The 25,398-nt window shown below is 64.5% G+C and carries 24 protein-coding genes and 2 pseudogenes; 13 read left to right on the forward strand and 13 right to left on the reverse strand.

The genetic code is table 11. From position 1 onward, the window contains the following. A pseudogene (locus AC1D34_RS02150) lies at positions 1-209 on the reverse strand (AAA family ATPase); the annotation flags it as partial. Between the two features lie 383 nt (positions 210-592). Between AC1D34_RS02150 and yajC the strand changes: the two are divergent. The 5 genes from yajC to AC1D34_RS02175 all read left to right on the forward strand — a co-directional run bounded on the left by yajC (position 593) and on the right by AC1D34_RS02175 (position 4,923). Beyond that, the gene (yajC, locus tag AC1D34_RS02155; RefSeq protein ID WP_441490031.1) at positions 593-868 is read left to right on the forward strand and encodes a preprotein translocase subunit YajC; all 276 of its coding nucleotides are present in this window, start codon (positions 593-595) and stop codon (positions 866-868) included. 54 nt (positions 869-922) lie between these two features. Next, a complete protein-coding gene (gene secD, locus AC1D34_RS02160) occupies positions 923-2,533 on the forward strand; it encodes a protein translocase subunit SecD (RefSeq protein ID WP_441505973.1) in 1,611 nt (536 codons plus the stop codon). A gap of 28 nt (positions 2,534-2,561) precedes the next feature. Continuing rightward, positions 2,562-3,515 carry a protein translocase subunit SecF gene (secF, locus tag AC1D34_RS02165; RefSeq protein WP_441489709.1) on the forward strand — a complete coding sequence of 318 codons (954 nt, stop codon included), beginning with the start codon at positions 2,562-2,564 and terminating at the stop codon, positions 3,513-3,515. A gap of 20 nt (positions 3,516-3,535) precedes the next feature. Continuing rightward, entirely contained in the window at positions 3,536-3,913 is a 378-nt protein-coding gene (locus AC1D34_RS02170) for an Mth938-like domain-containing protein (RefSeq protein WP_476823384.1), read from the forward strand. Positions 3,914-4,029: 116 nt separating this feature from the next. Beyond that, positions 4,030-4,923, forward strand: coding sequence for a phytoene/squalene synthase family protein (locus AC1D34_RS02175; protein WP_476823385.1), 894 nt, complete (start codon positions 4,030-4,032; stop codon positions 4,921-4,923). A gap of 146 nt (positions 4,924-5,069) precedes the next feature. On the opposite strand, the gene trmFO is transcribed toward AC1D34_RS02175, so the two are convergent. After that, positions 5,070-6,482 carry a methylenetetrahydrofolate--tRNA-(uracil(54)-C(5))-methyltransferase (FADH(2)-oxidizing) TrmFO gene (trmFO, locus tag AC1D34_RS02180; RefSeq protein ID WP_476823386.1) on the reverse strand — a complete coding sequence of 471 codons (1,413 nt, stop codon included), beginning with the start codon at positions 6,480-6,482 and terminating at the stop codon, positions 5,070-5,072. A gap of 170 nt (positions 6,483-6,652) precedes the next feature. Next, complete coding sequence (locus tag AC1D34_RS02185) at positions 6,653-6,805, reverse strand: DUF1127 domain-containing protein (protein ID WP_113515780.1); 153 nt, start codon at positions 6,803-6,805, stop codon at positions 6,653-6,655. Positions 6,806-7,187: 382 nt separating this feature from the next. Here AC1D34_RS02185 and AC1D34_RS02190 point away from each other — a divergent pair, with 382 nt between their 5' ends. Continuing rightward, positions 7,188-7,922, forward strand: coding sequence for a ceramidase domain-containing protein (locus AC1D34_RS02190; RefSeq protein WP_476823387.1), 735 nt, complete (start codon positions 7,188-7,190; stop codon positions 7,920-7,922). Between the two features lie 21 nt (positions 7,923-7,943). Here AC1D34_RS02190 and AC1D34_RS02195 read toward each other — a convergent pair whose 3' ends face one another. After that, complete coding sequence (locus tag AC1D34_RS02195; protein WP_476823388.1) at positions 7,944-8,882, reverse strand: LysR family transcriptional regulator; 939 nt, start codon at positions 8,880-8,882, stop codon at positions 7,944-7,946. Between the two features lie 125 nt (positions 8,883-9,007). Between AC1D34_RS02195 and AC1D34_RS02200 the strand changes: the two genes are divergently transcribed. From AC1D34_RS02200 to AC1D34_RS02210, 3 genes are all read left to right on the forward strand, one after another. After that, a complete protein-coding gene (locus AC1D34_RS02200) occupies positions 9,008-9,889 on the forward strand; it encodes a pirin family protein (protein ID WP_476823389.1) in 882 nt (293 codons plus the stop codon). Positions 9,890-9,988: 99 nt separating this feature from the next. After that, entirely contained in the window at positions 9,989-10,615 is a 627-nt protein-coding gene (gene ycaC / locus AC1D34_RS02205) for an isochorismate family cysteine hydrolase YcaC (RefSeq protein WP_476823390.1), read from the forward strand. 43 nt (positions 10,616-10,658) lie between these two features. Further along, complete coding sequence (locus AC1D34_RS02210; protein ID WP_476823391.1) at positions 10,659-11,348, forward strand: isochorismatase family protein; 690 nt, start codon at positions 10,659-10,661, stop codon at positions 11,346-11,348. Between the two features lie 205 nt (positions 11,349-11,553). Here AC1D34_RS02210 and AC1D34_RS02215 read toward each other — a convergent pair. The 3 genes and pseudogenes from AC1D34_RS02215 to AC1D34_RS02225 all read right to left on the reverse strand — a co-directional run. Beyond that, positions 11,554-11,904, reverse strand: a pseudogene (locus AC1D34_RS02215) (SH3 domain-containing protein); the annotation flags it as partial. Between the two features lie 15 nt (positions 11,905-11,919). Continuing rightward, positions 11,920-12,555, reverse strand: coding sequence for a pyridoxamine 5'-phosphate oxidase family protein (locus tag AC1D34_RS02220; protein ID WP_441505964.1), 636 nt, complete (start codon positions 12,553-12,555; stop codon positions 11,920-11,922). Positions 12,556-12,770: 215 nt separating this feature from the next. Beyond that, positions 12,771-13,628 (reverse strand): endonuclease/exonuclease/phosphatase family protein, encoded by an 858-nt coding sequence (locus AC1D34_RS02225; RefSeq protein ID WP_441505963.1) that lies wholly within the window; start codon positions 13,626-13,628, stop codon positions 12,771-12,773. Between the two features lie 284 nt (positions 13,629-13,912). On the opposite strand from AC1D34_RS02225, the gene AC1D34_RS02230 reads away from it, so the two are divergent. After that, on the forward strand, positions 13,913-15,466 hold the full coding sequence (locus AC1D34_RS02230) for a phospholipase D family protein (RefSeq protein WP_476823401.1): 1,554 nt from the start codon (positions 13,913-13,915) through the stop codon (positions 15,464-15,466). 116 nt (positions 15,467-15,582) lie between these two features. Next, positions 15,583-16,257: an RraA family protein gene (locus tag AC1D34_RS02235; protein ID WP_441505962.1), complete on the forward strand. Its 675-nt coding sequence runs from the start codon at positions 15,583-15,585 to the stop codon at positions 16,255-16,257. A 19-nt stretch (positions 16,258-16,276) separates the two neighbouring features. On the opposite strand, the gene AC1D34_RS02240 is transcribed toward AC1D34_RS02235, so the two are convergent. After that, positions 16,277-17,392 (reverse strand): citrate synthase, encoded by a 1,116-nt coding sequence (locus tag AC1D34_RS02240; protein ID WP_476823392.1) that lies wholly within the window; start codon positions 17,390-17,392, stop codon positions 16,277-16,279. A 114-nt stretch (positions 17,393-17,506) separates the two neighbouring features. On the opposite strand from AC1D34_RS02240, the gene AC1D34_RS02245 reads away from it, so the two are divergent. Then, a complete protein-coding gene (locus tag AC1D34_RS02245) occupies positions 17,507-18,586 on the forward strand; it encodes a citrate synthase/methylcitrate synthase (RefSeq protein WP_476769770.1) in 1,080 nt (359 codons plus the stop codon). Positions 18,587-18,619: 33 nt separating this feature from the next. Here the strand turns inward: AC1D34_RS02245 and AC1D34_RS02250 are convergent, their stop codons facing one another. Further along, positions 18,620-19,114 (reverse strand): invasion associated locus B family protein, encoded by a 495-nt coding sequence (locus tag AC1D34_RS02250; RefSeq protein ID WP_476823393.1) that lies wholly within the window; start codon positions 19,112-19,114, stop codon positions 18,620-18,622. 440 nt (positions 19,115-19,554) lie between these two features. Next, positions 19,555-22,476 carry an excinuclease ABC subunit UvrA gene (gene uvrA / locus AC1D34_RS02255; protein WP_476823402.1) on the reverse strand — a complete coding sequence of 974 codons (2,922 nt, stop codon included), beginning with the start codon at positions 22,474-22,476 and terminating at the stop codon, positions 19,555-19,557. Positions 22,477-22,872: 396 nt separating this feature from the next. Here uvrA and AC1D34_RS02260 point away from each other — a divergent pair, with 396 nt between their 5' ends. Next, on the forward strand, positions 22,873-23,409 hold the full coding sequence (locus AC1D34_RS02260; RefSeq protein WP_441505960.1) for a single-stranded DNA-binding protein: 537 nt from the start codon (positions 22,873-22,875) through the stop codon (positions 23,407-23,409). 482 nt (positions 23,410-23,891) lie between these two features. On the opposite strand, the gene AC1D34_RS02265 is transcribed toward AC1D34_RS02260, so the two are convergent. From AC1D34_RS02265 to AC1D34_RS02275, 3 genes are all read right to left on the reverse strand, one after another. Then, on the reverse strand, positions 23,892-24,326 hold the full coding sequence (locus AC1D34_RS02265; RefSeq protein WP_441505959.1) for a VOC family protein: 435 nt from the start codon (positions 24,324-24,326) through the stop codon (positions 23,892-23,894). Between the two features lie 102 nt (positions 24,327-24,428). Then, complete coding sequence (locus AC1D34_RS02270) at positions 24,429-24,923, reverse strand: SRPBCC family protein (RefSeq protein WP_441505958.1); 495 nt, start codon at positions 24,921-24,923, stop codon at positions 24,429-24,431. Between the two features lie 2 nt (positions 24,924-24,925). Beyond that, positions 24,926-25,279, reverse strand: coding sequence for an ArsR/SmtB family transcription factor (locus AC1D34_RS02275; protein ID WP_441505957.1), 354 nt, complete (start codon positions 25,277-25,279; stop codon positions 24,926-24,928). Positions 25,280-25,398: the final 119 nt, after the last annotated feature.

Here is a 25,398-nt window from a genome sequence, read left to right on the forward strand (position 1 = left end):
TCTCGGACCCGGTCGACGCCACGCAGCAGCGAGAGTTCGACCCGGTTGACCCTCGCGACGGGAGCCAGGTCCGCCGCCGCCGGATGCCAGACGAAGGCGTCGGCGGCCGTCAGGTCCGCTGCCCTTCGCGCCGGCGGCGCGAGGCGCTCCAGCGCCGAGGCGATGCGGAGGAGAGTTTCGAGGTTCAGATCGGGAGAGCCGGTGGTCATCGGGACAAAGCCTATCGCGCGAGCGGTGTTCAAGCTGAGACGTCGAGCCAGGCGACCCAGGGGAGGCGCGGCTCAATGTTCGGGGTTTCCTGTCAGAGAGCCATGACAGCCATTCTTCGGAACGAACTCTATGGAATATGCCAAGCTGAATCGGACAAGGCCATTGCGCGCATGCCGGCAAGCTCATAGGTGAAGCGACGCGGTCGGTTCGTCGCCGCGCCAACAATTGATTTAACGGCGTCTCTGGCTATAGTCCGCGCGATTTTTGACCTGACGAAGCCGCAACCGCATCGACGGCAGGCGCGCCCGCGCCGCCGCTGTGAAGGAGCCTTTTTGTGATTACCCCTGCATTTGCCCAAGGTATCGGCGGCGGAACGCCCGAAATGCTGATGAGCTTCGTTCCGTTCGTGCTGATCTTCGTGATCATGTGGTTCCTGATCATCCGCCCGCAGCAGAAGCGGGTGAAGACGCATCAGGAAATGATCAAGAACGTGCGGCGTGGTGACACGGTCGTGACCTCGGGCGGTATCGTGGCCAAGGTCTCGAAGGTGATCGACGACGGCGAGATCGAGGCCGAGATTGCCGATGGCGTTCGCGTCCGGCTGGTCAAGGGCATGATCCAGGACGTCCGCTCCAAGAGCGAGCCGGTCAAGAGCTGAATGGCGTCCCGGCCCTGACGGGGTCGGCGCGCGACAACAAGGCTGTTCACGCAGATGCTTCGTTTCCAGGCCCGCAAGGTCATCGCGGTTCTCCTCGTCCTGCTCTTCGGTTGCGGGCTGGCTTTGCCGAACCTGTTTTCGCCCGAGACCCGAAAGGCGATCGAGCAGGGCGCCCCGTCCTGGATTCCGCGGTTCCTGCTGCCGATCCATGCCGTGACGCTTGGCCTCGATCTGCAGGGCGGCTCGCATGTTCTGCTTGAAATCGACAGGGCGGACCTGATCAAGACGCAGGTGACGCAGCTTCGCGACGATATGCGGCGCATCCTGCGCGAGGAGCGCATCGCCTTTCAGGGCGGTATCGGCCTGACCGCGCGTGGCGTGCAGGTGCGTGTGCCGGAGGCAAGCGACCGTGCCAAGCTGATGCCGAAGCTTCGCGAGCTGGCGCAACCGGTCGGTACGCTCGGCGCCTTCGGTCCTTCGGGCACCCAGTCGATCGAGGTCTCCGAGCAGCCTGACGGCCTCGTTCAGCTCCAGCTGACAGAGGCGGGGGCCAATGAGCGCGTGCGTCGTGCCGTCGAGCAGGCCATGGAAGTGTTACGCCGACGCGTCGACGCGCTCGGCACCACCGAACCAAATATCCAGCGCCAGGGACTTGATCGCATTCTTGTCCAGGTACCGGGCCTGCAGGACCCGCAACGGCTGAAGCACATCCTTGGCGACACCGCCAAACTGCAGTTCCGCATGGTCGCCGACCAGAACAGCGGTGATGTCGACATGCTGCCCTCGCAGGACGCCGGCGGTCAGCTTGTGCCGGTGAGCCGTCAGGTCATCGTGGAGGGCGAAGACCTGATCGACGCGCAGCCTGCCTTCGACCAGCGCACTAGCCAGCCAATCGTCAATTTCCGCTTCAATATCCGTGGCGCCCAGCGCTTTGGCCAGGCGACGACCGAGAATCTCGGGCGGGCGCTGGCAATCGTGCTCGACAACAAGGTGATCTCGGCCCCGGTCATCCAGTCGCCGATTACCGGCGGCTCTGGCCAGATCTCTGGCAATTTCACGGTTGAGTCCGTGAACAACCTGGCGATCCTGCTGCGCGCCGGCGCCCTGCCGGCCAAGATGACGATCGTCGAGGAGCGCACCGTCGGCCCGGGCCTTGGTCAGGACTCGATCCAGGCGGGCAAGATGGCGACGCTGATCGCGACCGCGCTCGTGATCCTCTACATGGTCCTGACCTATGGGGTCTTCGGGGTCATCGCGAGCGTGGCGCTGCTCGTCCATGTCTGCCTGATCTTCGGACTGATGTCGTTGCTCGGGGCAACCATGACCTTGCCGGGCATCGCCGGCATCGTGCTCACCATTGGCACGGCGGTCGATTCCAACGTGCTGATCTATGAGCGAATGCGCGAGGAATCGCATATGGGCCGCTCATTGGTCTCGGCGCTCGAAGCTGGGTTCCAACGAGCCTTTGCGACGATCATCGACTCGAACGTCACCATGCTGATCGCAGCGGTTGCGCTGTTCTCACTGGGTTCGGGACCGGTGCGCGGTTTCGCCGTGGTCTTCATCCTGGGCATTCTGACGACCGTGATCACGGCCGTGACGCTGACCAGGATGCTGATCGCGCTGTGGTATCGCTGGGCTCGGCCCAAGGCCCTTCCGTTCTGACGCTGCCGACCCGACAGGAGATACGCGCATGCGTCTGCTTCGCATCGTTCCCGACAATACCCGTTTCAAGATCGTCCGCTTCCGGCGCTTCAGCTATCCGTTCTCGGCGGCCTATTCGATTCTCGTCCTGGTGCTCTTCCTCACGGTGGGGCTGAATTTCGGCATCGACTTCCGCGGCGGTACGCTGATCGAGATGCAGTCCAAGGCCGGCAAGGCCGAGATCGCCTCGGTCCGCCATACGGCCAATGGTTTCGGCTTCGGCGAAGTCGAGGTCCAGGAATTCGGCAGCGCCGGCGACATCTCGATGCGCTTTGCGCTGCAGCCCGGCGGCGAAACGGCCCAGCAGGCCGTGGTCGCGAAGGCACGCGAGGCTTTCGCGGGTACGCATGATTTCCGTCGGGTCGAGACCGTCGGTCCGCGCGTCTCGGGCGAGCTAGTCCAGGCCGGTACGCTCGGCGTCGTGCTCGCCATTGTCGGCGTGCTGATCTATCTCTGGTTCCGCTTCGAGATGCAGCTTGCGATCGGCGCGATCGTCGGCACCCTGCACGATATCGTGCTGACCGTCGGCTTCTTCCTGATCACGCAGCTCGAATTCAACCTGACCTCGATCGCGGCGATTCTGACGATCGTCGGGTACTCGCTGAACGAGACCGTGGTGGTGTTCGACCGCACGCGCGAATTGCTGCGCCGCTACAAGACCATGCCGGTCCAGGAACTGCTCGACCTCTCGGTCAACTCGACGCTGTCGCGCACCGCGATGACAGCCACGACGACCGTTCTTTCGCTGATCGCGCTGGTGCTCTTCGGCGGCACGGCGATTGAAGGCTTTGCGCTCGTCATGCTCTTCGGCGTGGTGGTCTGCACCTATTCGGCGATGTTCATCTCGACACCCGTGCTGCTCTATCTCGATGTGCGCGCCGGGCGCCTTGATGCGGATGTCGAAGAGAAGGTTCCGGCCGGAGCCAAGCCGAAGGCGAGCTGAGCGGGCGGAGCGCCCTGATCATGCCACGCTTTGAAGGCTTCGTTCCCGGGCGGCATCAGATCGATGCCTTCGGCGCGGGCGGGTTCCGGTTTGCCGATATGAGCCATCGCGGCTCGATCCTGGCCTTGCCGGCTGGAGTCCATATCTGGCCGGTCTCGTCTTTCGCGGAGGTGACGATCGAGAGCCTCCAGCCAGTTCTCGATGCTGCAGATGCGATCGACTTCCTGCTGATCGGTACGGGACACGACATCGCCTTCGTGCCCGCAGCCTTGCGCGAGCGCTTTCGCGAGGCCGGCATCACCATCGARGGTATGGCGACGGGGGCTGCGGCGCGGACCTACAATGTTCTCGTCGGCGAGGACCGGCGTGTAGCGGCGGCTCTGATCGCGGTTGAGTAGCAGAGCGCGCGGCGATCATGCTCGTGGGGCGTAGCCAGCCCGGCCTTGCCTGGCCTAGACTGACACTTGATCCAAGGCCGCGCCTGTGAGGCGACTGCCTGGGCGGGACGATCCGCATGACGACCAGAACTGACGATCGCCGCGAGACGCTGCCCGAGGCCCTGCCGGAGGCTTATGCTCATTGTGCCGCACTGGTGCGCGAGGCCGATCACGATCGCTATATCGCCAGTCTGTACGCGCCGGAGGCCGTGCGGCCCGGTCTTTTCGCGCTCTATGCCTTCAGCCACGAGATCGCGAGGGTTCGCGCCGCGGTGAGCGAGCCGCTGCCCGGCGAGGTCAGGCTGCAATGGTGGCGCGACCTGCTGGAGGGCGACGCCAAGGGCGAGGTGCATTCGCATCCTGTTGCCGCCGCGTTGCTCGACACCATTCTGCATTACCGTTTGCCGATCGCACCGCTGACCGGGCTGATCGAGGCGCGCATCTTCGATCTCTATGACGATCCGATGCCCTCTCTCGGCGATCTCGAGGGCTATGCCGGCGAAACGGCAAGCGCGCTCTTCCGGCTTGCGTCGATCATCCTGGCCGAGGGGCGTGATCCGGGTGGCGCGGCGGCTTGCGGCCATGCCGGCGTCGCCTATGCACTGACCGGATTGTTGCGCGCTTTCCCCTGGCATGCGGCGGCTGGCCAGGTCTACGTGCCGGCGGAGATTCTCGCCCGCAACGGTGTAATCCGCGACGACATCGTGCGGGGGCGCGGCGGGCCCGGCGTGCTCTACAGTCTGAAGGAACTCCGGGCGATCGCTCGCAAGCACCTCGCCAAGCTGCGGGAGCTGCGTGAGACGATTCCGCCTACGCTCGTACCGGCCTTCCTGCCGGTCGCGCTGGTCGAGTCCTATCTGAGGAAGATGGAGCGCACCGGCTACGACCCGTTTCGGAGCATCATCACGCTGCCAGCCTGGCAGCGGCAATGGATTCTCTGGCGCGCAGCCCGAAAGGCAATGCGGAGTTAGATCGCGCGCGTTTGCATCGGCGTTCCCGAAAATCGCAATCCACGTTTCGGGCCGAAGCAATAATTCGCAGGACGCCGCGCCGGCCGAGAAAAAACCCTCTCCCGGAAGGAGAGGGTTGGAATGGATTGCCCCACGCCGAAGGCTCTTTACTCTGCCGCCTCAACCGCAGCGGCGCCGGCCCACACATCGAGATGCTCCTTCGCGCGTGCCGTCAGCGCCTGCTTGCGGGCCACGCTCTTGGCAGGGCCCTTCAGGCGCTTGCCGTCCGGCCCCGTCTTGGGTGCGTCCTCGATATGCGGGAACAGGCCGAAATTGATGTTCATCGGCTGGAAGGAGCGCGGCCCCTCGTCGATGGTGACGATGTGCCCGCCGGTGATGTGGTTGACCAATGCGCCAAGCGCCGTCGTCGCAGGGGGCAGTTCGAGCGGACGCCCGAGCCGCTCGGCCGCGGCCATGCGTCCGGTCAGCAGGCCAATGGCGGCGCTCTCGACATAGCCTTCGCAGCCAGTGATCTGTCCGGCGAAGCGAAGGCGCGTATCGGCCTTGAGCTGCAGGGACGGAGAAAGCAGCTTCGGCGAGTTGAGATACGTGTTGCGGTGGATGCCGCCCAGGCGAGCAAATTCGGCATTCTGCAGCCCGGGGATCATCCGGAAGATCGCAGCCTGCTCGCCGTATTTCAGCTTGGTCTGGAAGCCTGTCATGTTGAACAGTGTGCCGAGCGCATTGTCCTGGCGCAGCTGCACGACCGCATGGGCCTTCACTGTCGGGTTGTGCTTGTTGGTCAGGCCGACCGGTTTCATGGGCCCCCAGCGCAGCGTCTCGCGCCCGCGCTCAGCCATGACCTCGATCGGCAGGCAGCCATCGAAATAGGGCGTGCCCTCCCATTCCTTGAACTCGGTCTTCTCGGCCGCCAGCAGCGCGTCGATGAAGGCCTCGTACTGGTCGCGGTCGAGCGGGCAGTTGATGTAGTCGGCGCCGGTGCCGCCGGGGCCGGCCTTGTCGTAGCGCGACTGGAACCAGGCCTGGTCCATGTCGATCGAGTCGAAATGGACGATCGGGGCGATGGCGTCGAAGAAGGCGAGTTCGGTCTCGCCGGTCAGGGACTTGATCCCGTCAGCGAGCGCCGGCGAGGTGAGGGGGCCGGTCGCGATGATGACATTGTCCCAGTCTGCCGGTGGCAGACCGGCGATTTCGCCACGTTCGATGGTGACGAGCGGGTGGGCTTCCAATGCGGCGGTGACCGCCTGCGAGAAGCCGTCGCGGTCGACCGCGAGGGCTCCGCCGGCCGGGACCTGATGGGCATCGCCCTTGGCCATGATCAGCGAGCTGAGCCGGCGCATCTCCCAATGCAATTGGCCGACGGCGTTGGACGAGGAATCGTCCGAGCGGAAGGAGTTGGAGCAGACGAGCTCCGCCAACCCCTCGGTCTTGTGCGCGTCGGTACCGCGAACAGGGCGCATCTCGTGCAGGACGACCGGGACTCCGGCTTCCGCGATCTGCCAGGTGGCTTCAGAACCGGCGAGGCCGCCGCCGATGACATGGACTGGTTTCGTGCTCATGCCTGCGATGTGTCCGCAGGCGGGCCGAAGGTCAAGAGAGAGGCGTCAGTGACGCAGCCCTGAAACGCAAAATGCCCGCCTGGGAGGAGGCGGGCATTCGCTCTTCGACCGGACCGCGGGGAGGACGCAGGTCCAGGAGAAACTATGATCTCGGTAGGCGCGGACAGTAATCAGGCAGCGTGCGAACGGGCGACGTACTGGATTTCCGAACGGGACAGGCCGAGATCGTCCAGCTCACGGTCGGTCAGACGCGAGAGTTCACGGACGGTTTCGCGATAGCGAAGATAGGCGCGGATTTTAGCAGCAATCATGGTGACGAACATTGGTTTGGCTCCTGGGTGCCGGGTCATTTCTGGCCCGACAACGATGAATTCGTTGTGCACTGCATATAAGGGAGGCTGGCTGCTAATTGGAGGGGCAGGATATCAGTTCCGTTATGCGATTGGCGCATGGCGATTTAACCAGCCCTTTACATTTTTGCCACGCCCCGCGTCTGTTGCGTAGGAAACTATTAACCAAGCACCGTCGAATGCCTAAATTGTAGGCCGTTTCGGTTCGCCACCGACGAGTCGATTCCGGTGTGGCGCGCAATTGGGCGATATGCAGTGGTTTGCCATGCGCGCCTGACTCGAATCGGAAAAGCCCGGAACGGGCCGGTTTTCCGCGGTCGTCACGCTTTTGCGTCAAGGTTTATGTTGCGCCGCAATGTCGCGCTTGCGTCGCCGTCGCGGGGCGCTGTGGCAAGCTGGGCTGACGCTGGAGAAGCTGCTGTTGCCGTCAGAAGCGATCATGTCCTTTGGCTACTGCGAACGCGCCAGCCAGGCCTTCTGGGCAGAGCCGATGAACGCGCTCAGCAATGGCGCCTTCATCCTGGCCGCGATCGCGGGCCTTCTGCTCTATCGGCGCTCGGGTCGGCGCGACTGGCCAGCTGCCGCGCTGATTGCTCTCGTCGTCATGATCGGTATCGGCTCGTTCCTGTTCCACACCATGCCGCAACGCTGGACGCTGCTGGCCGATGTGCTTCCGATCCAGTTCTTCGCGTTCTCCTATTTCGGGTTGGCTCTCGTCCGTTTCATGGGGGCGCGGCCAGCGGTCGCGGCCGGCGGTACACTGTTCTTCCTGCTTGCGTCCTTCCTGCTCGTGTCGGGGCTCGGCGCGCTGCTGCCGCCCGGCATGCGCGGCTCCGGCGGATATGCCTCCTTCGTGCTGGCGCTGTTTGGGGTCGCGTTCGCGGTGCGGATGCGCGGTGACGGCGGTGCGGCGGCACGTCTGCTCGGCCTCGCCGGTTTGGTCTTTGCGCTGTCGCTCAGCTTGCGCACGCTGGACCAGGTTCTGTGCCAGAGCGTCCCCTTCGGCACGCATTGGCTCTGGCACCTGCTGAACGCAATGGTGCTCTATCTGTTGCTGCGTGCGGTGATCGAGCGACCCTTGGCGAATTGATCCGATCTGGGCGTTGCGGGATCACAGCCGGCCCGTGACGGCGAAGGCCTCCTTCTCGGCCCGGTCAAGCACCGCGTATTCGGCGGCCAGGACATCAAGCAGGGCACGGACGGATGGCAGGAGACCGCGTCGCGACGGAAAAACGGCGTGAATGATGCCGGCCCGCGGCGTCCAGTGCGGCAGGACCTCGACCAACGTTCCCGCTTGCAGGTCGTCCTGGACCACCATGGTCGGGAGTTGGACGACGCCAACGCCCTCGAGCGCGGCAAGCCGCAGCGCAACCATGTCCTCAGTGACCAGCCGAGGGGTGTGGCGGATGATCGCCGTGGCGCCGCTGGGCCCGCTGAGGCGCCATTCATGCTCTTGATGCGGATCTCCCCAGGACAGGCTAGGCAATGCGCTAAGGTCGGCGGGAACAAGAGGCCGTGCGAGGTCTTTCAGCACGCGGGGCGCGGCGACCAGCCGCTGGGTGCTCTCAGCCAGAACCTTCATCACCAGGTCGCTTTCCTCCAGTGGCGGGAAACGAACCCGGATGGCGATGTCGAAGCCTTCGCGAATGACGTCGACGCGCCGATTGGTGCTTTCCAGTTGCACCTCGACCTTGGGCCAGGCGGCGAGGAAGCGGGCGACCATGCCGCCGATCTGAAAATAGAGCACGGCTGACGGGCAGGCGACGCGCACGATGCCCTGAGGTGCGGCCCGGGCCCGCTCTATCGCTTCCTGGCCTGCGTCGACCTCGACCAGCATCGCGACGCAATGGCGATAATACTCGCGGCCGATCTCGGTGACGGCGAAGCGGCGCGTCGAGCGCTGCACGAGACGCACGCCCAGTCGCTCCTCAAGCAGCGCCAGCCGGCGGCTCAGCCGCGAACGCGGCATTCCCAGCGCCCGGGCTGCCGCGGCGAAACCCTGATGGTCGACGACCTGAGCGAAGAAATAGAGATCGTTCAGGTCCTGCATCGGATGCTCCATTGTCCTGCTGATAGGACACATTGGCGAGATAATGCCGTCTACCGGCTATTTTGTCTCATTCATATTCTCCTGGCCAACGCAACGCCTTTGCAACGCTCCCAAGGAGAAACGCAATGAGAAAGGTTCTCGGGGTCTTCAGCAGCCCGCATCCCCATTGGATCGGGGATGGCTTTCCCGTCCGCTCGATGTTCTCGCATGCCGGTCAGGGCGAGCATGTCAGCCCGTTCCTGCTGCTCGACTATGCAGGGCCGGCACAGTTCGCGCCGACCGCTCGGCCCCGTGGTGTCGGCACGCACCCGCATCGGGGCTTCGAGACGGTGACCATCGTCTATCAGGGGGAGGTCGAGCATCGCGATTCAACCGGCAAGGGCGGTCTGATTGGCCCTGGCGACGTGCAGTGGATGACGGCTGCGTCAGGAATCCTGCATGAGGAGTTCCACTCGGAAGCCTTCACCCGCAAGGGTGGCACGCTCGAGATGGTTCAGCTCTGGGTCAACCTCCCGGCCAAGGACAAGAGCGCAGCTCCCGGCTACCAGACGCTGCTCGACAAGGAGATCCCTGCAGTCAAGCTGCCCGATGGGGCGGGTACGCTCAGGGTGATCGCGGGCAATTACCAGGGACATGTCGGGCCGGCGCATACGTTCACGCCCATGAATATCTGGGACCTGCAGCTGCTGCGTGACGGGGCAACTTCGCTCGTCCTTCCGGAAGGCCACACTCTCGGCGTCGTCGTCCTGCGCGGCAACATCCTGATCAATGGCGCGGACAAGGCGCGGGAAGCACAGTTCATCCTGTTCGACCGTCTGGGCGGCGAGGTGACCCTGGAGGCCGACAGCGATGCCGCGGTGCTGATCGTCAGCGGCGCGCCGATCGACGAGCCGGTCGTCATGCATGGCCCCTTCGTCATGAACACGGCCGAGGAGATCCGTCAGGCGATGATCGATTTCCAGAGCGGCCGGTTCGGCGCCATCCCGCAGGCGGCGGACGGGCGCTGAGGACAGGAGGCTCCGGATGTCCGCGCCGGGGCCATTCCTGGAGGGGCGGCGCCATCGCCGCCCAATAGCGGAACCACAAGACCAGCAAGGATCATGACAATGACCAAGCCCTATACGCGCCTGGACAAGGACAATGCTGCGGTGTTGCTTGTCGACCATCAGGCCGGCCTGCTGTCGCTCGTTCGCGATATCGGCCCCGATCAGTTCAAGAACAATGTCCTGGCGCTCGCCGACCTCGCCAAATACTTCAAGCTGCCCACCATCCTGACGACGAGCTTCGAGGATGGGCCGAACGGACCTCTGGTTCCGGAGCTGAAGGAGATCTTCCCCTCGGCTCCCTTTATCCCTCGCCCGGGCCAGATCAACGCCTGGGACAACGAGGATTTCGTCAAGGCGGTCAAGGCGACCGGGCGCAAGCAACTGATCATTGCGGGCGTGGTGACCGAGGTTTGCGTGGCATTTCCGGCGCTTTCCGCGTTGGCCGAGGGCTACGAGGTCTTCGTTGTGACCGACGCCTCAGGCACCTTCAACGAGATCACCCGGCACTCGGCCTGGGATCGGATGTCGGAAGCCGGGGCGCAGCTGACGACCTGGTTCGGTGTCGCCTGCGAGCTGCATCGCGACTGGCGCAACGATGTCGAAGGCCTGGGGGCGCTCTTCTCCAACCACATCCCCGACTATCGCAATCTGATTTCCAGCTACAGCGCGGTGAAGGCGTCGAAGTGACCGGCCTCGCAACCGCATCAATCCAGATCACATGAGGATAGCCATGAGCACCTTTGCGAATATCGCGAACTTCAACGGCCAACGGCCGGTCATCGATCCCGACGATGCCGTGATGCTGCTGATCGACCATCAGAGCGGGCTGTTCCAGACCGTCGCAGACATGCCGATGACGACGCTGCGCGCCCATGCAGCCGCGTTGGCCAAGATGGCAACTCTGAGCAAGATGCCGGTGATCACGACGGCGTCGGTGCCGCAGGGGCCAAACGGTCCGCTGATACCGGAGATCCACCAGAATGCCCCGCATGCGACCTATGTTGCGCGTCGTGGCGAGATCAATGCCTGGGACAATCCGGACTTCGTCGCTGCGGTGAAAGCGACCGGGCGCAAGACGCTGATCATCGCCGGCACGATCACCAGCGTGTGCATGGCCTTCCCGAGCATCAGCGCGGTTGCCGACGGGTACAAGGTCTTCGCGGTCATCGACGCGTCCGGCACCTATTCGAAGATGGCGCAGGAGATCACGCTTGCTCGTGTCGTCCAGGCCGGCGTCGTGCCGATGGACACCGCGGCGGTAGCCTCGGAGCTCCAAAAGACCTGGAATCGCGACGACGCCCAGCAATGGGCGGAGGTCTACACGAGGATCTTCCCGCCCTATCGGCTCCTGATCGAGAGCTACACGAAGGCGCAGGAGGTTGAGAAGTACCAGGAGCAGCTCGACTCGCAGCGCAGCTGACGTCGGCTACGCCGGGTGGTGTGCCCCTTGGCGCCCGCCCGGCAGCTTCGGCCGCTTCATTCAAGGCGGTGGCCGAGCGGTCCCTATCATCGGGCCGGATCTCGTATCCGGTCCGATGATCTAACTTTCTGTGTTTGCAGCGGCTTTCCCGAAAACCGCAAGCCCCGGCCGTTGCCTTAACCGCCGCCTCGCGCAGAAATTTCCCCCGGACCCAACCCGTGCGGCCGTTGTACCGGACTTTGCACCATCGCCCCGCCCGAGCCACCCGTTGCTGCTTCGGGCTCATTCGCTGGCATTCCGCCAGAGATGGCACGCCGGTGCAGCCAAGATTCTGCAGCCGCCGGCCGTCGGACGGAACCACCCCCGTTCTGGCGGCTGACGGCTTCGGCGCCGCGCGCAGGGCGAGGACATCATGTCCGGCAATGCCGGTGACGGCCCAGAAATCTGGGCCAGCGACTTCGGACCTCGCCGGAATGACAGGCGAGCAGATCCCGACCAGGCAGGCGAACAGGGCCGAGCGAACTTTGACGATCAAGCGGCGCCTGTCCCTAAGCATCCTGCAGCTTGAACTCTAATAAAGTCGCGATTTGTAACCCTCCGCGAGATTCGCTTCGGCTTCCGCCACTCCGATCGCCTTGGTCTGTTCAGCCACGATGCGGCCGAGCGAAGGGAAGCTGTGCCGCGGAACCTGCGTCGCGGGGTCCCAGAGCTTCGAGCGGATCAACGCCTTGCCGCAATGGAAATAGGCTTCGTCGATCTCGACCAGCATGCCGGTGACCGGGGTGCGTTCCTGGACGGTCGAGGGTTCCAGCAGGCCCTGCTCGCGTGTGACTCTGGCACGGCCGTTCACCCGCAGGGTCTCGTTGATGCCGGGCACCATGAAGATCAGGCCGATGCCGGGCGACGCGAGGATGTTGCCAAAGGTGTCGACCCGGTTGTTGCCACGCCGGTCCGGGATCAGCAATGTCCTGTCGTCTAGGACCCTGACGAAGCCGGGTGCATCGCCGCGCGGGCTGGCATCGGCACCACCTGCACCGTCACCGCTGGCGATGACAAGGAAGGGCGAGAGCGCGATAAAGTCGCGGCAGAACTGATCAAGATGCTTCAGCACCTTGCTGTCGGCGATCGGGTTGACCGGGCCGATATGCGTCCGCAGTTCAACCGCATCCTCGATCAACGCTGCCGGCTCGGTGGCTGTCGCAGTCATGAAGTCCTCTCGCCCCTTGCATGGTGCCAACCGCGTGACGGGCTAAGCGATCGATTGTTGTGCAAGCTAGCGTCAGATCTCGGATGATGCCACCGCAGGCGGCGCGCCCGGATGCATGGCGGGGGTGCTTACCCAGCGGTACAGGCGATTCTTGCTGATGATGGTTGCTCAGTCCAGGGGGCGGGGCGTCACGGGCGAGCCCCCGGAGCCGTTCTTCAAACGGGGCTCTTCACGCCCTGCCTCTGGGCGGCGTGCTCTATCCGGCCAGCCGTCACCACGCCCGGGGAGGGGGAACGCTCGGGGCGAGCCGCCTGTCCGAGGCTGAGCGCGGCCTTGATCGGCAGATGATCGGAGGCGATCTGGGCGAGAGGGCTGTCGTGAACCTCGATGAGCGAAACCAGATCATGCGGGTTGGCGATGATGCGATCGAGCGACCAGACCGGAAAGCGCGTCGGGAAACTCGCCACGGCACCGTCGAGCGGTCCAAAATCCGGATGAAGCTCCTGCAGGGACGAGTGCCTGCCGATCCGCCACTCGTTGAAATCGCCCATCACCACGACCGGGCGGCCGTCGGGAGGCTCCGAGGCTGCGAGGATGCTCCGGACCTGGCGCGTCCGCGAGCGGTGCAGCAGGCCAAGATGCACGGCAATGATCCGTACCGGACCGGCGCGCAATGTCAGGTCGACGACCAGGCCGCCGCGAGGCTCGGCACCCGGCAGCACGAGTTGCTCGACCCTGTCGACCACGCCGTCTCGGAACAGCACCAGATTGCCATGCCAGCCATGCCCGTTGCGGGTGGCCCGGAGCGGCACGGCCGTGAGCCCGCATTCACGCTCCAGCGCGTGAAGGTCGAGCAGTCCCAGGCGCTCTCCGAAGCGTTGATCGACTTCCTGCAGCGCGATCACATCCGCATCGATCTCCTTGATGACGTTCATCGTGCGCCAAGGATTGAAACGCCGGTCGCGGCCCACACATTTGTGGATGTTATAGGAGGCGACCAGCGTGTTGCCGCGGCTCGCGCGGTGATCGCCGTTGGAATAGGATTTGCGCTGTTGCCGCAAAGCCGTGGCCATCAGCGGTCCGAGGGATTTGAGCCCCCGCGGGAGCCGACGTTTCCGGAACATGAACAACGGTTTCCTGAGGCGTTAGGCGGAAGGGTGATGGGCAGAGGTTTGTTTGTAACAGAACGATTCGTAATGCAGTCTGTTCAACCTGTCCCGGGCTGTTCTCGATACTGTGTCCGGCAAGCGGTCGTTCATCTGTCGTCCAGATCTAGCAGAGGAGAGATGGATCCAACCTTCGCCGCGAGTGCCCTAGTGGCTCCTCGCTGCGACGACCCGGCCTCTCCTCGACCATGATGCACTTGCTCCTGATCATCGTTGCATTCGCTGGCCTGCTCGCCCTGGCATCGGCCATCGCAACCTATTCCTATGGCCATTTCGCCCGGCGTGCGAAGGGGCCGCCGTCCAGCGCCCTGGCCGTCGCCGATGACGAGACGCTGCTGGACAGGATCCTCTGGCAGCTCGTCGCCGGGCGCGAGAACGAAACCGGCCTCCTGCTGCTCTCTGAAAATCTCGACGCTTTTGCGGCGAGGGCGGTTGCGGCCCGCAGTGCCGGGCGCAGCCTCGACCTTATGTACTATGTCTGGAAGAACGATCTGACCGGACTGCTTCTCGCCCACGAATTGTTGGCTGCCGCCGATCGTGGCGTGCGGGTGAGGCTGCTGATCGACGACATCAACACCCGCGGGCTGGACGGTGCCTATCTCTCGCTCGATGGGCATCCCAACATCTCGGTCAGACTGTTCAATCCGAGCCGGGCTCGGCGCGGTGGCTTGCGGCGCGGCATCGAGATGGTGCTGCGCGCGGTCTCCGTGACGCGGCGGATGCACAACAAGGCCTGGATCAGCGATGGTCGGCTGGCAATCGTCGGTGGCCGCAACATCGGCAATGAATATTTCGCCGCTGCCAAATCCTCCAACTTCCAAGACCTCGACGTTCTGCTCGTCGGAGCCGCGGTGAAGCAGACGGAAGCTGTCTTCGACGCCTTCTGGAACAGCGACGTGGTGATCCCGATCGATGCCCTGGTGACCTGGCGGCAACCGAAGCTGGCGCGCTTGCGCAACGCACTCGCGAAGCTGCTCAAGAGCGCTCGCGCGCGTCCCTATATCGAGCGTGTSCGCGAGCGCATGTCGCTGACGGACACGCTCAATCTCTCCGAGAAGATCCACTGGGCACGCGAGGCCAAGATCATTTCGGATCCACCCGAGAAGGCTTTCGGCGGCAAGCGGGAGAACTGGTTGCTGGGCGCGCTCATGCCCAGCATCGCCGCCAGCCGGGATGTGCTCGAGATCACGTCTCCCTATTTCATTCCCGGCAGCGACGGGACGGCGCAGTTGAGCGGTCTGGTCGCAAGGGGGGTCGATGTCGCGATCCTGACCAACTCGCTGGCGGCGACGGATGTCGCTGCAGTCCACGGGGCCTATGCCCAGTACCGCGAGCGTCTGTTGAAAGGAGGCGTGCGTCTCTACGAGCTGYAGCGCTATGCGAGCCGGCAGCAGATCTCCGTATTCGGCTCGAGCGGCGCCAGCCTCCACACAAAGGCATTCACGGTCGATCGGAAGACCGGCTTCATCGGCTCGTTCAATTTTGACCCGCGCTCGGCCTCGCTGAACACCGAGATGGGGGTGCTGTTCGAACAACCCGCACTGGTGGCCGAGATGCGGCAGCTCTTCAGGGCTGATACGGCGCCTGAAGTCAGTTACGAGCTCTCGCTCGAGGATGGCGGCCTGCACTGGAACGGCAAGCGCGACGGCAAGCCGCGGCGTCTCGGACATGAGCCGGATGCAAGCCCGTCCCGCCGCGCGCTGGCGTTCATCGTYGGCCTCTTGCCGATCCAGTCGCAGCTATAGATCCGCCAGAGCGATTTTCTGTCGAATGGAACCCGCCCTGTTCCACGAGCAGAACTCCGAGCGGCTTGACGCACCGGAATGGCGGACGGAAGCTGGCACCGCATGAGGAGATCGCGATGTCAGCCTTGACCGCCCTGCCTGATCTGGAAACCTTGAAGGGCAGGCTCTACTCCGCTGTCCTTTCCGATGTGCTCGATCAGCTCGGCTTTCCCAACCAGGCGGTGAAGCCGTTCGTGCGGCCGCTCGACGACGCGACGATGCTCTGCGGCTTCGCCCGGACGGGGCTCTACATGAAGCGCTATCACCTTGCCGAGGGCCATAATCCCTACGCGCTCGAGATGGATCTGATCGACAGCCTGAAACCCGGCGAGATTGCCGTGCTGGCCTGCGACGGGCCGACCGACCGGATCGCGCCCTGGGGCGAGCTCCTGACCACGGCCTCGATGGTGCGCGGCGCCGCCGGCTGCCTGACCGACGGGCTGGTTCGCGACGTGCGCCGCATCCGCGAGCTCGGCTTCCCGCTCTTCCATGGCGGCATCGGCCCGCTCGACACCAGGGGGCGGGCTGAGATGATGGCGGTCGACGAGGCCGTCGAAGTCGGCGGAGCAAGGGTCGAGCCGGGCGACTTTATCTTCGGTGATGCCGATGGCGTGGTGGTCGTGCCGCAGCGCATTGCCGAGGAGGTGGTGAAGCTCGCCCTTGCCAAGATCGAGGCGGAGGACACGACGCGCGAGGAGCTTCTCGCCGGCGCGAGCTTGCGCTCGGTTTTCGAACGGCACGGTGTGCTCTAGCGGGCACCTCCGTTTCGGGTCACGCCGAGCCCGGCGCCACCCCGACATAGCGCGCTCGCGGCCGGATGAGGCGGCCAGTCTGAAATTGCTCCAGGGCATGGGCGATCCAGCCGGTGCACCGTGCCGCAGCGAAAATCTGAAAGGGGGCGTCCTGCGGCAGGCCCAGTGTGGAAGCCAGGGCCGTCAAGGCAAAGTCTATGTTCGGAACGTCGCCGGTGATCGCTTCCGTGACGCGACGAATCTCCTGGTATTCGGCGGGAAGAGCGAAGGCCGACAGCAGCCCCCGCGCCCGGGGATCCCCTTCGGGATAGAGCGGGTGCCCGAACCCCGGTACCGGCGTCCCGAGCGCCAGCCGCGATTGGACCGCGGCCTCGACACCCTCCCGCCGCGCTTCGCCGAAGAAGGCGCGAACCCGGGCCGACATGCCGCCGTGCAAGGGGCCTGACAGCGCGGACAGCCCTGCCAGGACGCAGGCAGCCAGCGAGGCCCGTGTCGAGGCGGTGACGCGGACCGCGAAGGTCGATGCGTTCAGCTCATGGTCCGCCAGCAGGACGAGGCAGGTACGAATGAAATCGGCACCCGTCGGGTCGCAACCCCAGGCGCGCGCGATGCGGTCATGAATGGGGCCTTCGCCGGGACGGCCGGCAACCGCATCGACGAGTGCGTCCAGCACCGAGGCTGCTTCGAAATACAAGGCCTTCGGGGTCCGGCTGCCGATTACCGGGTCTGCTGCGGCGCGTGCCGCGATCATCGCGAACATCCGCTGATTGCCGGTTCCCGGGCCGACGATATTGAACTGGGGCGGAAAGCGCGCGTCGCCGCAGGCCCAGAGCAGGCGGGCGATATCCTCGAGACGGGCGGCCCGGGCCAGCGCTTCGGCATCCTGGCCGCGATACCACAGCCGCCCATGCGCGATCGTCGTGATGCTCGATGCCAGCACCGGCTCGCCCCAGGCGATGGCGTCCTCGGCAATCGCCGCGTTTCGTCGCCCTCGTGACTTCCGGTATTCCAGCCGCGCGACATCGGCAGCGCGGTAGAGGCTGCGCCGCGGGTCGCCGGTATCCGCCCGTGCTTCGATCCGCCCCCGGCTCACATAGGCATAGAGCGTCTGCGGCTTCAGCTGCAGACGCGTCATCACCTCCTGCGCGGTCAACCAGTCGCTCATTGCCATATATTGATTTTATTGTTCAAGATTGATTCTAGTTCGGTCCGAACCGATCCTCAAGGCAGTTCTTCAAGGGAGTGCCTGATGTCGGATGGGTTGGAAAATGTCGTTGCAGCACAGACGGTCCTGTCGGATGTGGACGGGGCAGCTGGCCAGCTGGTCATCCGGGGGCATCGTCTCGACGACCTTGCCGGCCGCGTGACGTTCGCCGAGGCGGCGCAGTTGATGCTGACTGGCTTCTTCGACGCATTGCCGCCCGGTGATGCCTTCGAAGCTGCGCTCGGCCAGGGCAGGGTGGATGTGTTCGGCGAGGTGGCCAGTCTCGATGAGACGCTTGTCCGGCGAGCTCCGGTCGAAGCGCTTCGCGCGCTGATGGCGCGGTTGGCCGATGGCGATGATGCTGCGACCGCCTTGCGCCTCCTGGCGGCACCGGCCGTCTTCACGCCGGCGATCATACGGCTGCAGCGCGGGCTCGCACCGATCATGCCCGATGGGCGGTTGGGCCACTCGGCCGATATCCTGCGGATGATGCGCGGCGAGGCAGCCAGCCCGGCGCAGGCCGCGGCATTGGATACTTATCTCGTCACGGTTTGCGATCATGGGCTGAATGCCTCGACCTTCGCCGCCCGTGTCGTCGCGTCGACGCAGGCAGGACTGGGGTCGGCCGTGCTGGCCGGGCTGAGTGCGCTGAAGGGCCCGCTGCATGGGGGAGCGCCCGGGCCGGTGATCGACATGCTCGACCAGATCGGCGAGGTGGGCAACGCACGAGCCTGGCTGGAAGCCGCGTTGCAGCGCGGTGATCGCCTGATGGGGTTCGGTCACCGCGTCTATCGCGTGCGTGACCCACGTGCCGACGCATTGAAGCGCGCGATACGCCAGCTCGATACGGATTCCGGCCGCCTCGCTTACGCGGAGGCGGTCGAGCAGGCCGCCTTGGCTATTCTTCGTGAGCGGAAGCCGAACCGCGCATTGCAGACGAATGTCGAATTCTACACCGCCCTCCTGCTCGAAGCGCTCGCATTCCCGCCCGACAGTTTCACCTGCGTCTTCGCAATGGGACGGACGATCGGCTGGATCGCCCATGCCCAGGAGCAGGTTGCCGGCGGTCGGCTCATTCGCCCGCAGTCAACCTATGTCGGTCCGGCGCCGAGACGCGCTGCCTGATGGGCTCGCTGCCGTGAGCGTCGGCTGCCGCCATCAGCTGCATTGCTGCAGTTGCCGCGAGGCGGCGGTCACGCCGTCCAGCGAGAAGGTGTAGCTGGTCTCATTGCCGCGGGCCGAGCGCGCTGCGAGCACCATCTCGTCGCCAGCCTTCATCGCCGCGAACAGCTCGCCCTCGCGTTCGACGCGCTGGAGCCAGGCATTGCGGCCGGCGGTCAGCATGCGGAAGCGCTCCTCGCCGATCGTGACCTCGACGGTCGAATCCTTGGCGAAGTCGTACCCGGTCTGGAAACTCGACTCCGTGCGGCCAGCGCTCTCGCCGCTCTGGACGAAGAAATACACGTCGCCATGGCGAAGCTCGGCAGGTTTCTCAGCGATTGGGTTGCTGGAGATATAGCAACGTTGGCTATTACCGCTCGCATAGGACGAGGCATTCCAGTTCTTGAACTGACCGAGCGGCTTGGCCGGATTCGCCATTGCTCCGGTCGAAACCGCGAGGAATACGAAGGTCGCCGGGATCGCCAGTCTCATCATTGCTTCATCTCCTTTTGTGTTCTCAAGGGATGGAACCTGAAGCCTAACGAGGCGTAAACAAGGCGGCGGAAAGCGCGTGCGACCTTGCGGCGCAGCGGCACGCGCCCGCGGCTGCTTTCGGCATCGCCCGGCGGGGCGAAAGTCGGCGGAATGTCGCGAGATGCGTAACGTTGAGGAAGAAGCGGCGCTCCGCGAAGTTGCCGTCGCAGGCTACGGACACACTGGCGCCGGTCTACCCTGACTGTGAGACCTGACTGCGAGACGTGGCTGTGCGCCTCGGTGCGTCAGCTTCGGGCCTTACGTCCCGCGGGCCGTACGCAGAGCGGAGGGGCCGCATCCGCGCTCGATGATTGGAACGACCGGAATTCACCGGCAGGCACATGGCCGGTCGTGCAATTTCACGCGAATCAAGGCGCCAGCCGGCGTTTCCTCGACACCTATTCCGCCGCTTGTGCGGGGGCCTTGGCGGGCTTCTTCAGCGGTCGGCGCTCCAGCACCTCCTTGAGGAACCGGGCGGTATGGCTGCGGCTGACCTTGACGACATCCTCCGGCGTGCCCTGAGCCACGACCTCGCCGCCGCCATCGCCACCTTCCGGACCCATGTCGATGATCCAGTCGGAGGTCTTGATGACCTCGAGATTGTGCTCGATCACCACCACCGTATTGCCCTGCTCGACCAGCTCATGCAGCACTTCCATGAGCTTGGCGACATCGTGGAAATGCAGGCCGGTCGTCGGCTCGTCCAGGATGTAGAGCGTGCGGCCGGTGGCACGCTTCGAGAGTTCCTTCGACAGTTTCACGCGCTGGGCTTCGCCGCCGGACAGCGTGGTCGCCTGCTGGCCGACATGGACATAGCCGAGGCCGACGCGGGAGAGCGTTTCCATCTTGTCGCGGATCGAGGGCACGGCCTTGAACAGGTCCTTCGCCTCCTCGACGGTCATGTCGAGCACATCCGCGATCGAGCGCTCGCGGTATTTCACCTCGAGCGTTTCACGGTCGTAACGCTTGCCCTTGCAGACATCGCAGGTGACGTAGACGTCGGGCAGGAAATGCATCTCGATTTTGATGACGCCGTCGCCCTGGCAGGCTTCGCAGCGCCCGCCCTTGACGTTGAAGGAGAAGCGCCCCGGCTGATAGCCGCGCGCCTTCGCCTCGGGCAGGCCGGCGAACCATTCGCGCATCGGCGTGAAGGCGCCGGTATAGGTCGCGGGATTGGAGCGCGGGGTGCGGCCGATCGGCGACTGGTCGATGTCGATGACCTTGTCGAGATGCTCCATGCCCTCGATGCGATCATGCTGGGCGGGATGCTCGATCGAGCCGTTGAGCTTGCGGGCGACGGCCTTGTAGAGCGTGTCGATGACCAGCGTCGACTTGCCGCCGCCGGAGACGCCGGTGATGCAGGTGAAGAGCCCGAGCGGGATCTCGACGGAGACGTCCTTGAGGTTGTTGCCCCTGGCGCCGACGATCTTGAGCGAACGCCCCTTCTGCGGTTTGCGGCGCTTGGCCGGCACCGGCACCGAGAGCTCGCCCGTGAGGTAGCGGCCGGTCAGCGAGTTCGGGTCGGCCAGGATCTGCTCCGGCGTGCCCTTCGAGACGATCTCGCCGCCATGGATGCCGGCTCCGGGGCCGACATCGACGACGTAGTCGGCGGTCAGGATCGCGTCCTCGTCATGCTCGACGACGATCACGGTATTGCCGAGGTCGCGCAGGCGCCGCAGCGTCCCGAGCAGGCGCTCATTGTCGCGTTGGTGCAGGCCGATCGAGGGCTCGTCCAGCACATAGAGGACGCCGGTGAGGCCCGAGCCGATCTGCGAGGCGAGGCGGATACGCTGGCTCTCGCCGCCCGAGAGCGTGCCGGAGCCGCGCGCCAGCGTCAGATATTCCAGCCCGACGTCGAGCAGGAAGGTCAGGCGGTCGCGGATCTCCTTGAGGATGCGCGTCGCGATCTCGGTCTGCTTCGGCGTGAGATGGCGCGGCAGATCGGAGACCCAGGCCAGCGCATCGCGAACCGAGAGGCGGGAAATCTCGCCGATATGACTACCGGCGATCTTCACCGCCAGCGCCTCGGGCTTCAGGCGAAAACCGTTGCAGGCGGCGCAGGGCGTCTCGGACATGAAGCGGCCGATTTCCTCACGCGCCCAGTCGGACTCCGTCTCCTTCCAGCGCCGCTCCATGTTTGTGATGACGCCCTCGAAGGGCTTCTTCACCTCATAGGCGCGCAGGCCGTCATTATAGGCGAACCGCACCGGCTCGGTGCCGGTGCCGAACAGGATGGCATCGTGCGCCTGCTTCGGCAGCTCGGACCAGGGCTTGGTCATCGAGAAGCCGAAATGCTTGGCGAGCGCGTCCACTGTCTGGCCGTAATAGGGCGAGGTCGACTTGGCCCAGGGCGCGATCGCCCCCTTCTTCAGTGAGATGGAATTGTCGGGCACGATCAGATTGGCATCGATGCGCATCTCGTGGCCGAGACCATCGCAGGTCGGGCAGGCGCCGAACGGGTTGTTGAATGAAAAGAGCCTGGGCTCGATCTCGGGGATGGTGAAGCCGGAGACGGGGCAGGCGAATTTCGAGGAGAAGGTGATGCGCCTGGCCTCGCCGCTCTCCTCCTTCTCGTCGGCATATTCGAAGACCGCGATACCCTCGGCGAGCTCCAGAGCCTGTTCCAGCGAGTCGGACAGGCGTGCGGCGAGGTCGGGGCGTATGACGATGCGGTCGACCACCACGTCGATGTCGTGCTTGAACTTCTTGTCGAGGGCGGGAGCGTCCGGGATCTCGTAGAACTGGCCGTCGATCTTGACGCGCTGGAAGCCGCGCTTCAGCCAGTCGGCCAGTTCCTTGCGGTATTCGCCCTTGCGACCGCGCACCACGGGCGCCAGCAGATAGCCGCGCGTCTTCTCCGGCAACTCCAGCAGCCGGTCGACCATCTGGCTGACCGTCTGGCTCTCGATCGGCAGGCCCGTCGCCGGCGAGTAGGGGATGCCGGCACGTGCCCAGAGCAGGCGCATGTAGTCGTGGATCTCGGTGACGGTGCCGACTGTCGAGCGCGGGTTCTTCGAGGTCGTCTTCTGCTCGATCGAGATGGCCGGCGAGAGCCCGTCGATCTGGTCGACATCGGGCTTCTGCATCATCTCGAGGAACTGGCGGGCATAGGCCGAGAGGGACTCGACATAGCGGCGCTGGCCCTCGGCGTAGATCGTGTCGAAGGCGAGCGAGGATTTGCCCGAGCCTGAAAGGCCGGTGAAGACCACGAGCTTGTCGCGCGGAATCGCCAGGTCGACATTCTTGAGATTGTGCTCGCGCGCGCCGCGCACGGAAATCACGCGTGCATTCGGATCGGCCGCGCGGTTGCGGTCGAACATGTCCTCAAGCGTGGCGGCTTGTTCAGCCAAAGAGGTCTTGCGGGCCATCGGGGCGTCCGTTCGGGTAAGGCGTAGAGATAGGGCAAATGCCCGGCCATGCCAGCCTCACGGCGGTCTGGCAGGCATGAATATCATGCAGCGGGATAGGCTGCTGTCTTTCTCCTGACAATTCGCGTCAGGAGTAGGGCGTCCGGTTTGGCGATCGGTGCCGCCGTCCGCCGAGGCTCGTCCGACCTCCGGCGGCTGCCTCGCGAATCCTGATGAAGACAGGGGACAACTCTGCAAAACGAGCTTGAACAAAGCAAGAACATTGTTGATAGTGACGTCTGCGGGCGCTAGGGTCCGGCTCCGGTCGTCGATCGGATTTGCAGATGTGCGCAGGAAATGGAGCCTCTCATGGCTGGTAGCGTCAACAAGGTCATTCTGGTCGGTAATCTCGGGCGCGACCCCGAGGTGCGCCGGCTCGGCAGCGGCGAGCCGGTCGTCAATCTGCGCATCGCCACGTCCGAGACCTGGCGCGACAAGCAGTCCGGTGAGCGCAAGGAAAAGACCGAGTGGCACTCGGTGGTGATCTTCAACGAGAATCTCGCCAAGGTCGCGGAGCAGTATCTGAAGAAGGGCTCGAAGGTTTACATCGAGGGCCAGCTCCAGACGCGCAAGTGGCAGGATCAGTCCGGCGTCGAGAAGTACACGACCGAAATCGTGCTGCAGCGCTTCCGCGGCGAACTCACCATTCTCGACAGCCGCGGGCAGGGCGGATCGGACGAGTATGGCGAGGGCGGCGGTTCGGTCGAGGACCGTTCGGGCGGCGGCGGTTCCTTCGGGCGTTCGAGCCCGATGGGCAGCGGTGGCGGCTCGCGCCAGCCGGCTATGTCCAGCGGCGGCGGCGGGCGTTCGTCGAGCACCCACCTGGACGACGATATCCCGTTCTAGGGCAAGCGAGGGCGAACCGCTTTGCGGATCGCAATCTCCTCAGGATCAGAAGGTCGCTCCCGACCGTTCGGAGCGGCCTTTTTGTTGGTATCCGAAGGACGGGGCGGCTCTCCCTCCATCATTGCCAAGAGCGGCAAGCGGCATTCGATGACTTAGATCGCGAATCTCGGTGCGAGATTGCATTTATTCGCGCTCGAGCAGTCAGACCCGACCGCCGTCCAGGCGCGAAGGACCGTCTATCGGGCACCCGCAATAACGAGTGGGCTGAAGCTGCGCTGTCGCGCAAGCTGAGGAACGGACTTGAGCGCGGAGCTTCCCGACCTTCTAGAACGTCAGGCGCGTCTGACGCGCGCGCCGGGCCTAGCCGTGACTGCGCGCCGCTTAGAACATCGGACCGGATATCATATCCGGTCCGATGTTCTAAGCTTCTGTGTTTGCATYGGCTTTCCCGAAAACCGCAATCTACTTTTCGGGCCGATGCTTTAGCCGTCATAGGCCCTCTGAAGCGCGGCGATGTCGATCTTCTGCATCTGCATCATCGCCTGCATGGCCCGGCCGGCCTTCTCCTGTTCGGGACTGCTCAACAGCTTGGGCAGCACTGACGGGATGACCTGCCAGGAGATGCCGAACCTGTCCTTCAGCCAGCCGCATTGCTGGATCTGTCCACCGTCTCCGAGCCTGTCCCAGTAGTAATCGACCTCGTCCTGGGTTTCGCAGTTCACATAGAGCGAGATCGCTTCCGTGAACTTGAAGCGTGGGCCGCCATTGAGTGCCGTGAATTGCAGGCCTTCGAGCTCGAAGGATGCGGCCATAGGCGAGACGCCGCCGAGCTTCGAATTCTTGAAGATGGAGGTGTAGAATTTTGCCGCCTCCTCAGCCTGGCCATCGAACCACAGGAACGGGGTGATCTTCTGCATGGTCGTCTCCTCCTCTTGCTTGCTGAGCGCGGGGCGGTCGCCCGAATGCTGCGAGTGCAGGGCTTCCGGAACTGATCGGTGAAACGGCTCAGGTGGAATGGCTCAGGCGGCCTGCCGCCTTTCAGCGAACAGGGTGTCGAGCTTCCCGTAGCTTGCGGCGACGCCTTCCTTCATGCCGCTCCTGAGCGCGCCGTCGCGGGCCTCGCGCGAGGAATAGAGTACGGTCAGCGCGAGTTCGGTCTTGCCCGCCTGCTCCGTCAGAACCAGCGTCGCGATGGCCTCGCCCCCGGTCCAGTCCTGGTCGAACAGTTCGGTTCGGACGATACGCTCAGGGCGCGCGATCTCGCGGTAGATCCCGCCCATTCCCATCACGGTGCCGTCCGGTCCGTGCCAGACGTGGCGGAAGCTGCCGCCGACCCGAAAATCGACCTCGCAATGCTGCAGTGACCAGCCTGGAGGGCCGCTCAACCACCTCTTCAGCAGCTCAGGCCGGTTCATGGCCTCGAAGACCAGCTCGCGCGGTGCGTTGAAGAGGCGGGTCATCAGGACCTCGCGGTCGCTGGGCGTCGAGACGGACAGATCGGCGGTCGTCATCATCGTCACTCTCCTTTGGGTTTCATGCCTTTCTCGGCCTTCATCTCGTCGAGAAGGAGGTCGAGGCGCTGGAAGGTCGTCTCCCAGAACTGGCGATAGCCTTCGAGCCAGCCATTTGCGTCGGCGAGAGCTTGGGGCTCGAGCCGGCAGGGGCGACGTTGTGCGTCCCGTCCGCGCGAAATCAGTCCAGCGCGCTCCAGCATCTTGAGATGCTTGGAGATGGCCGGCTGGCTCATAGCGAAGGGCTGGGCCAGCTCGGTCACCGAAGCCTCGCCAAGGGCGAGGCGTGCCAGGATCGCCCGCCGTGTCGGATCGGCCAGGGCGGCGAAGGTGGTGTCGAGCCGGCTGGATGGCGTCATTTAATTACCAATTGGTTATATAACGTAGTTGTTATTTAACGTGGCGCAGCCGTTGTCAAGGCTGAGGGCGGGCAGCCCGGCCCTTCCGATCGATCTGTCATGCGGGGCAGGCATCTCCG

This window comes from Allobosea sp. P1_A7 (assembly GCF_056406775.1).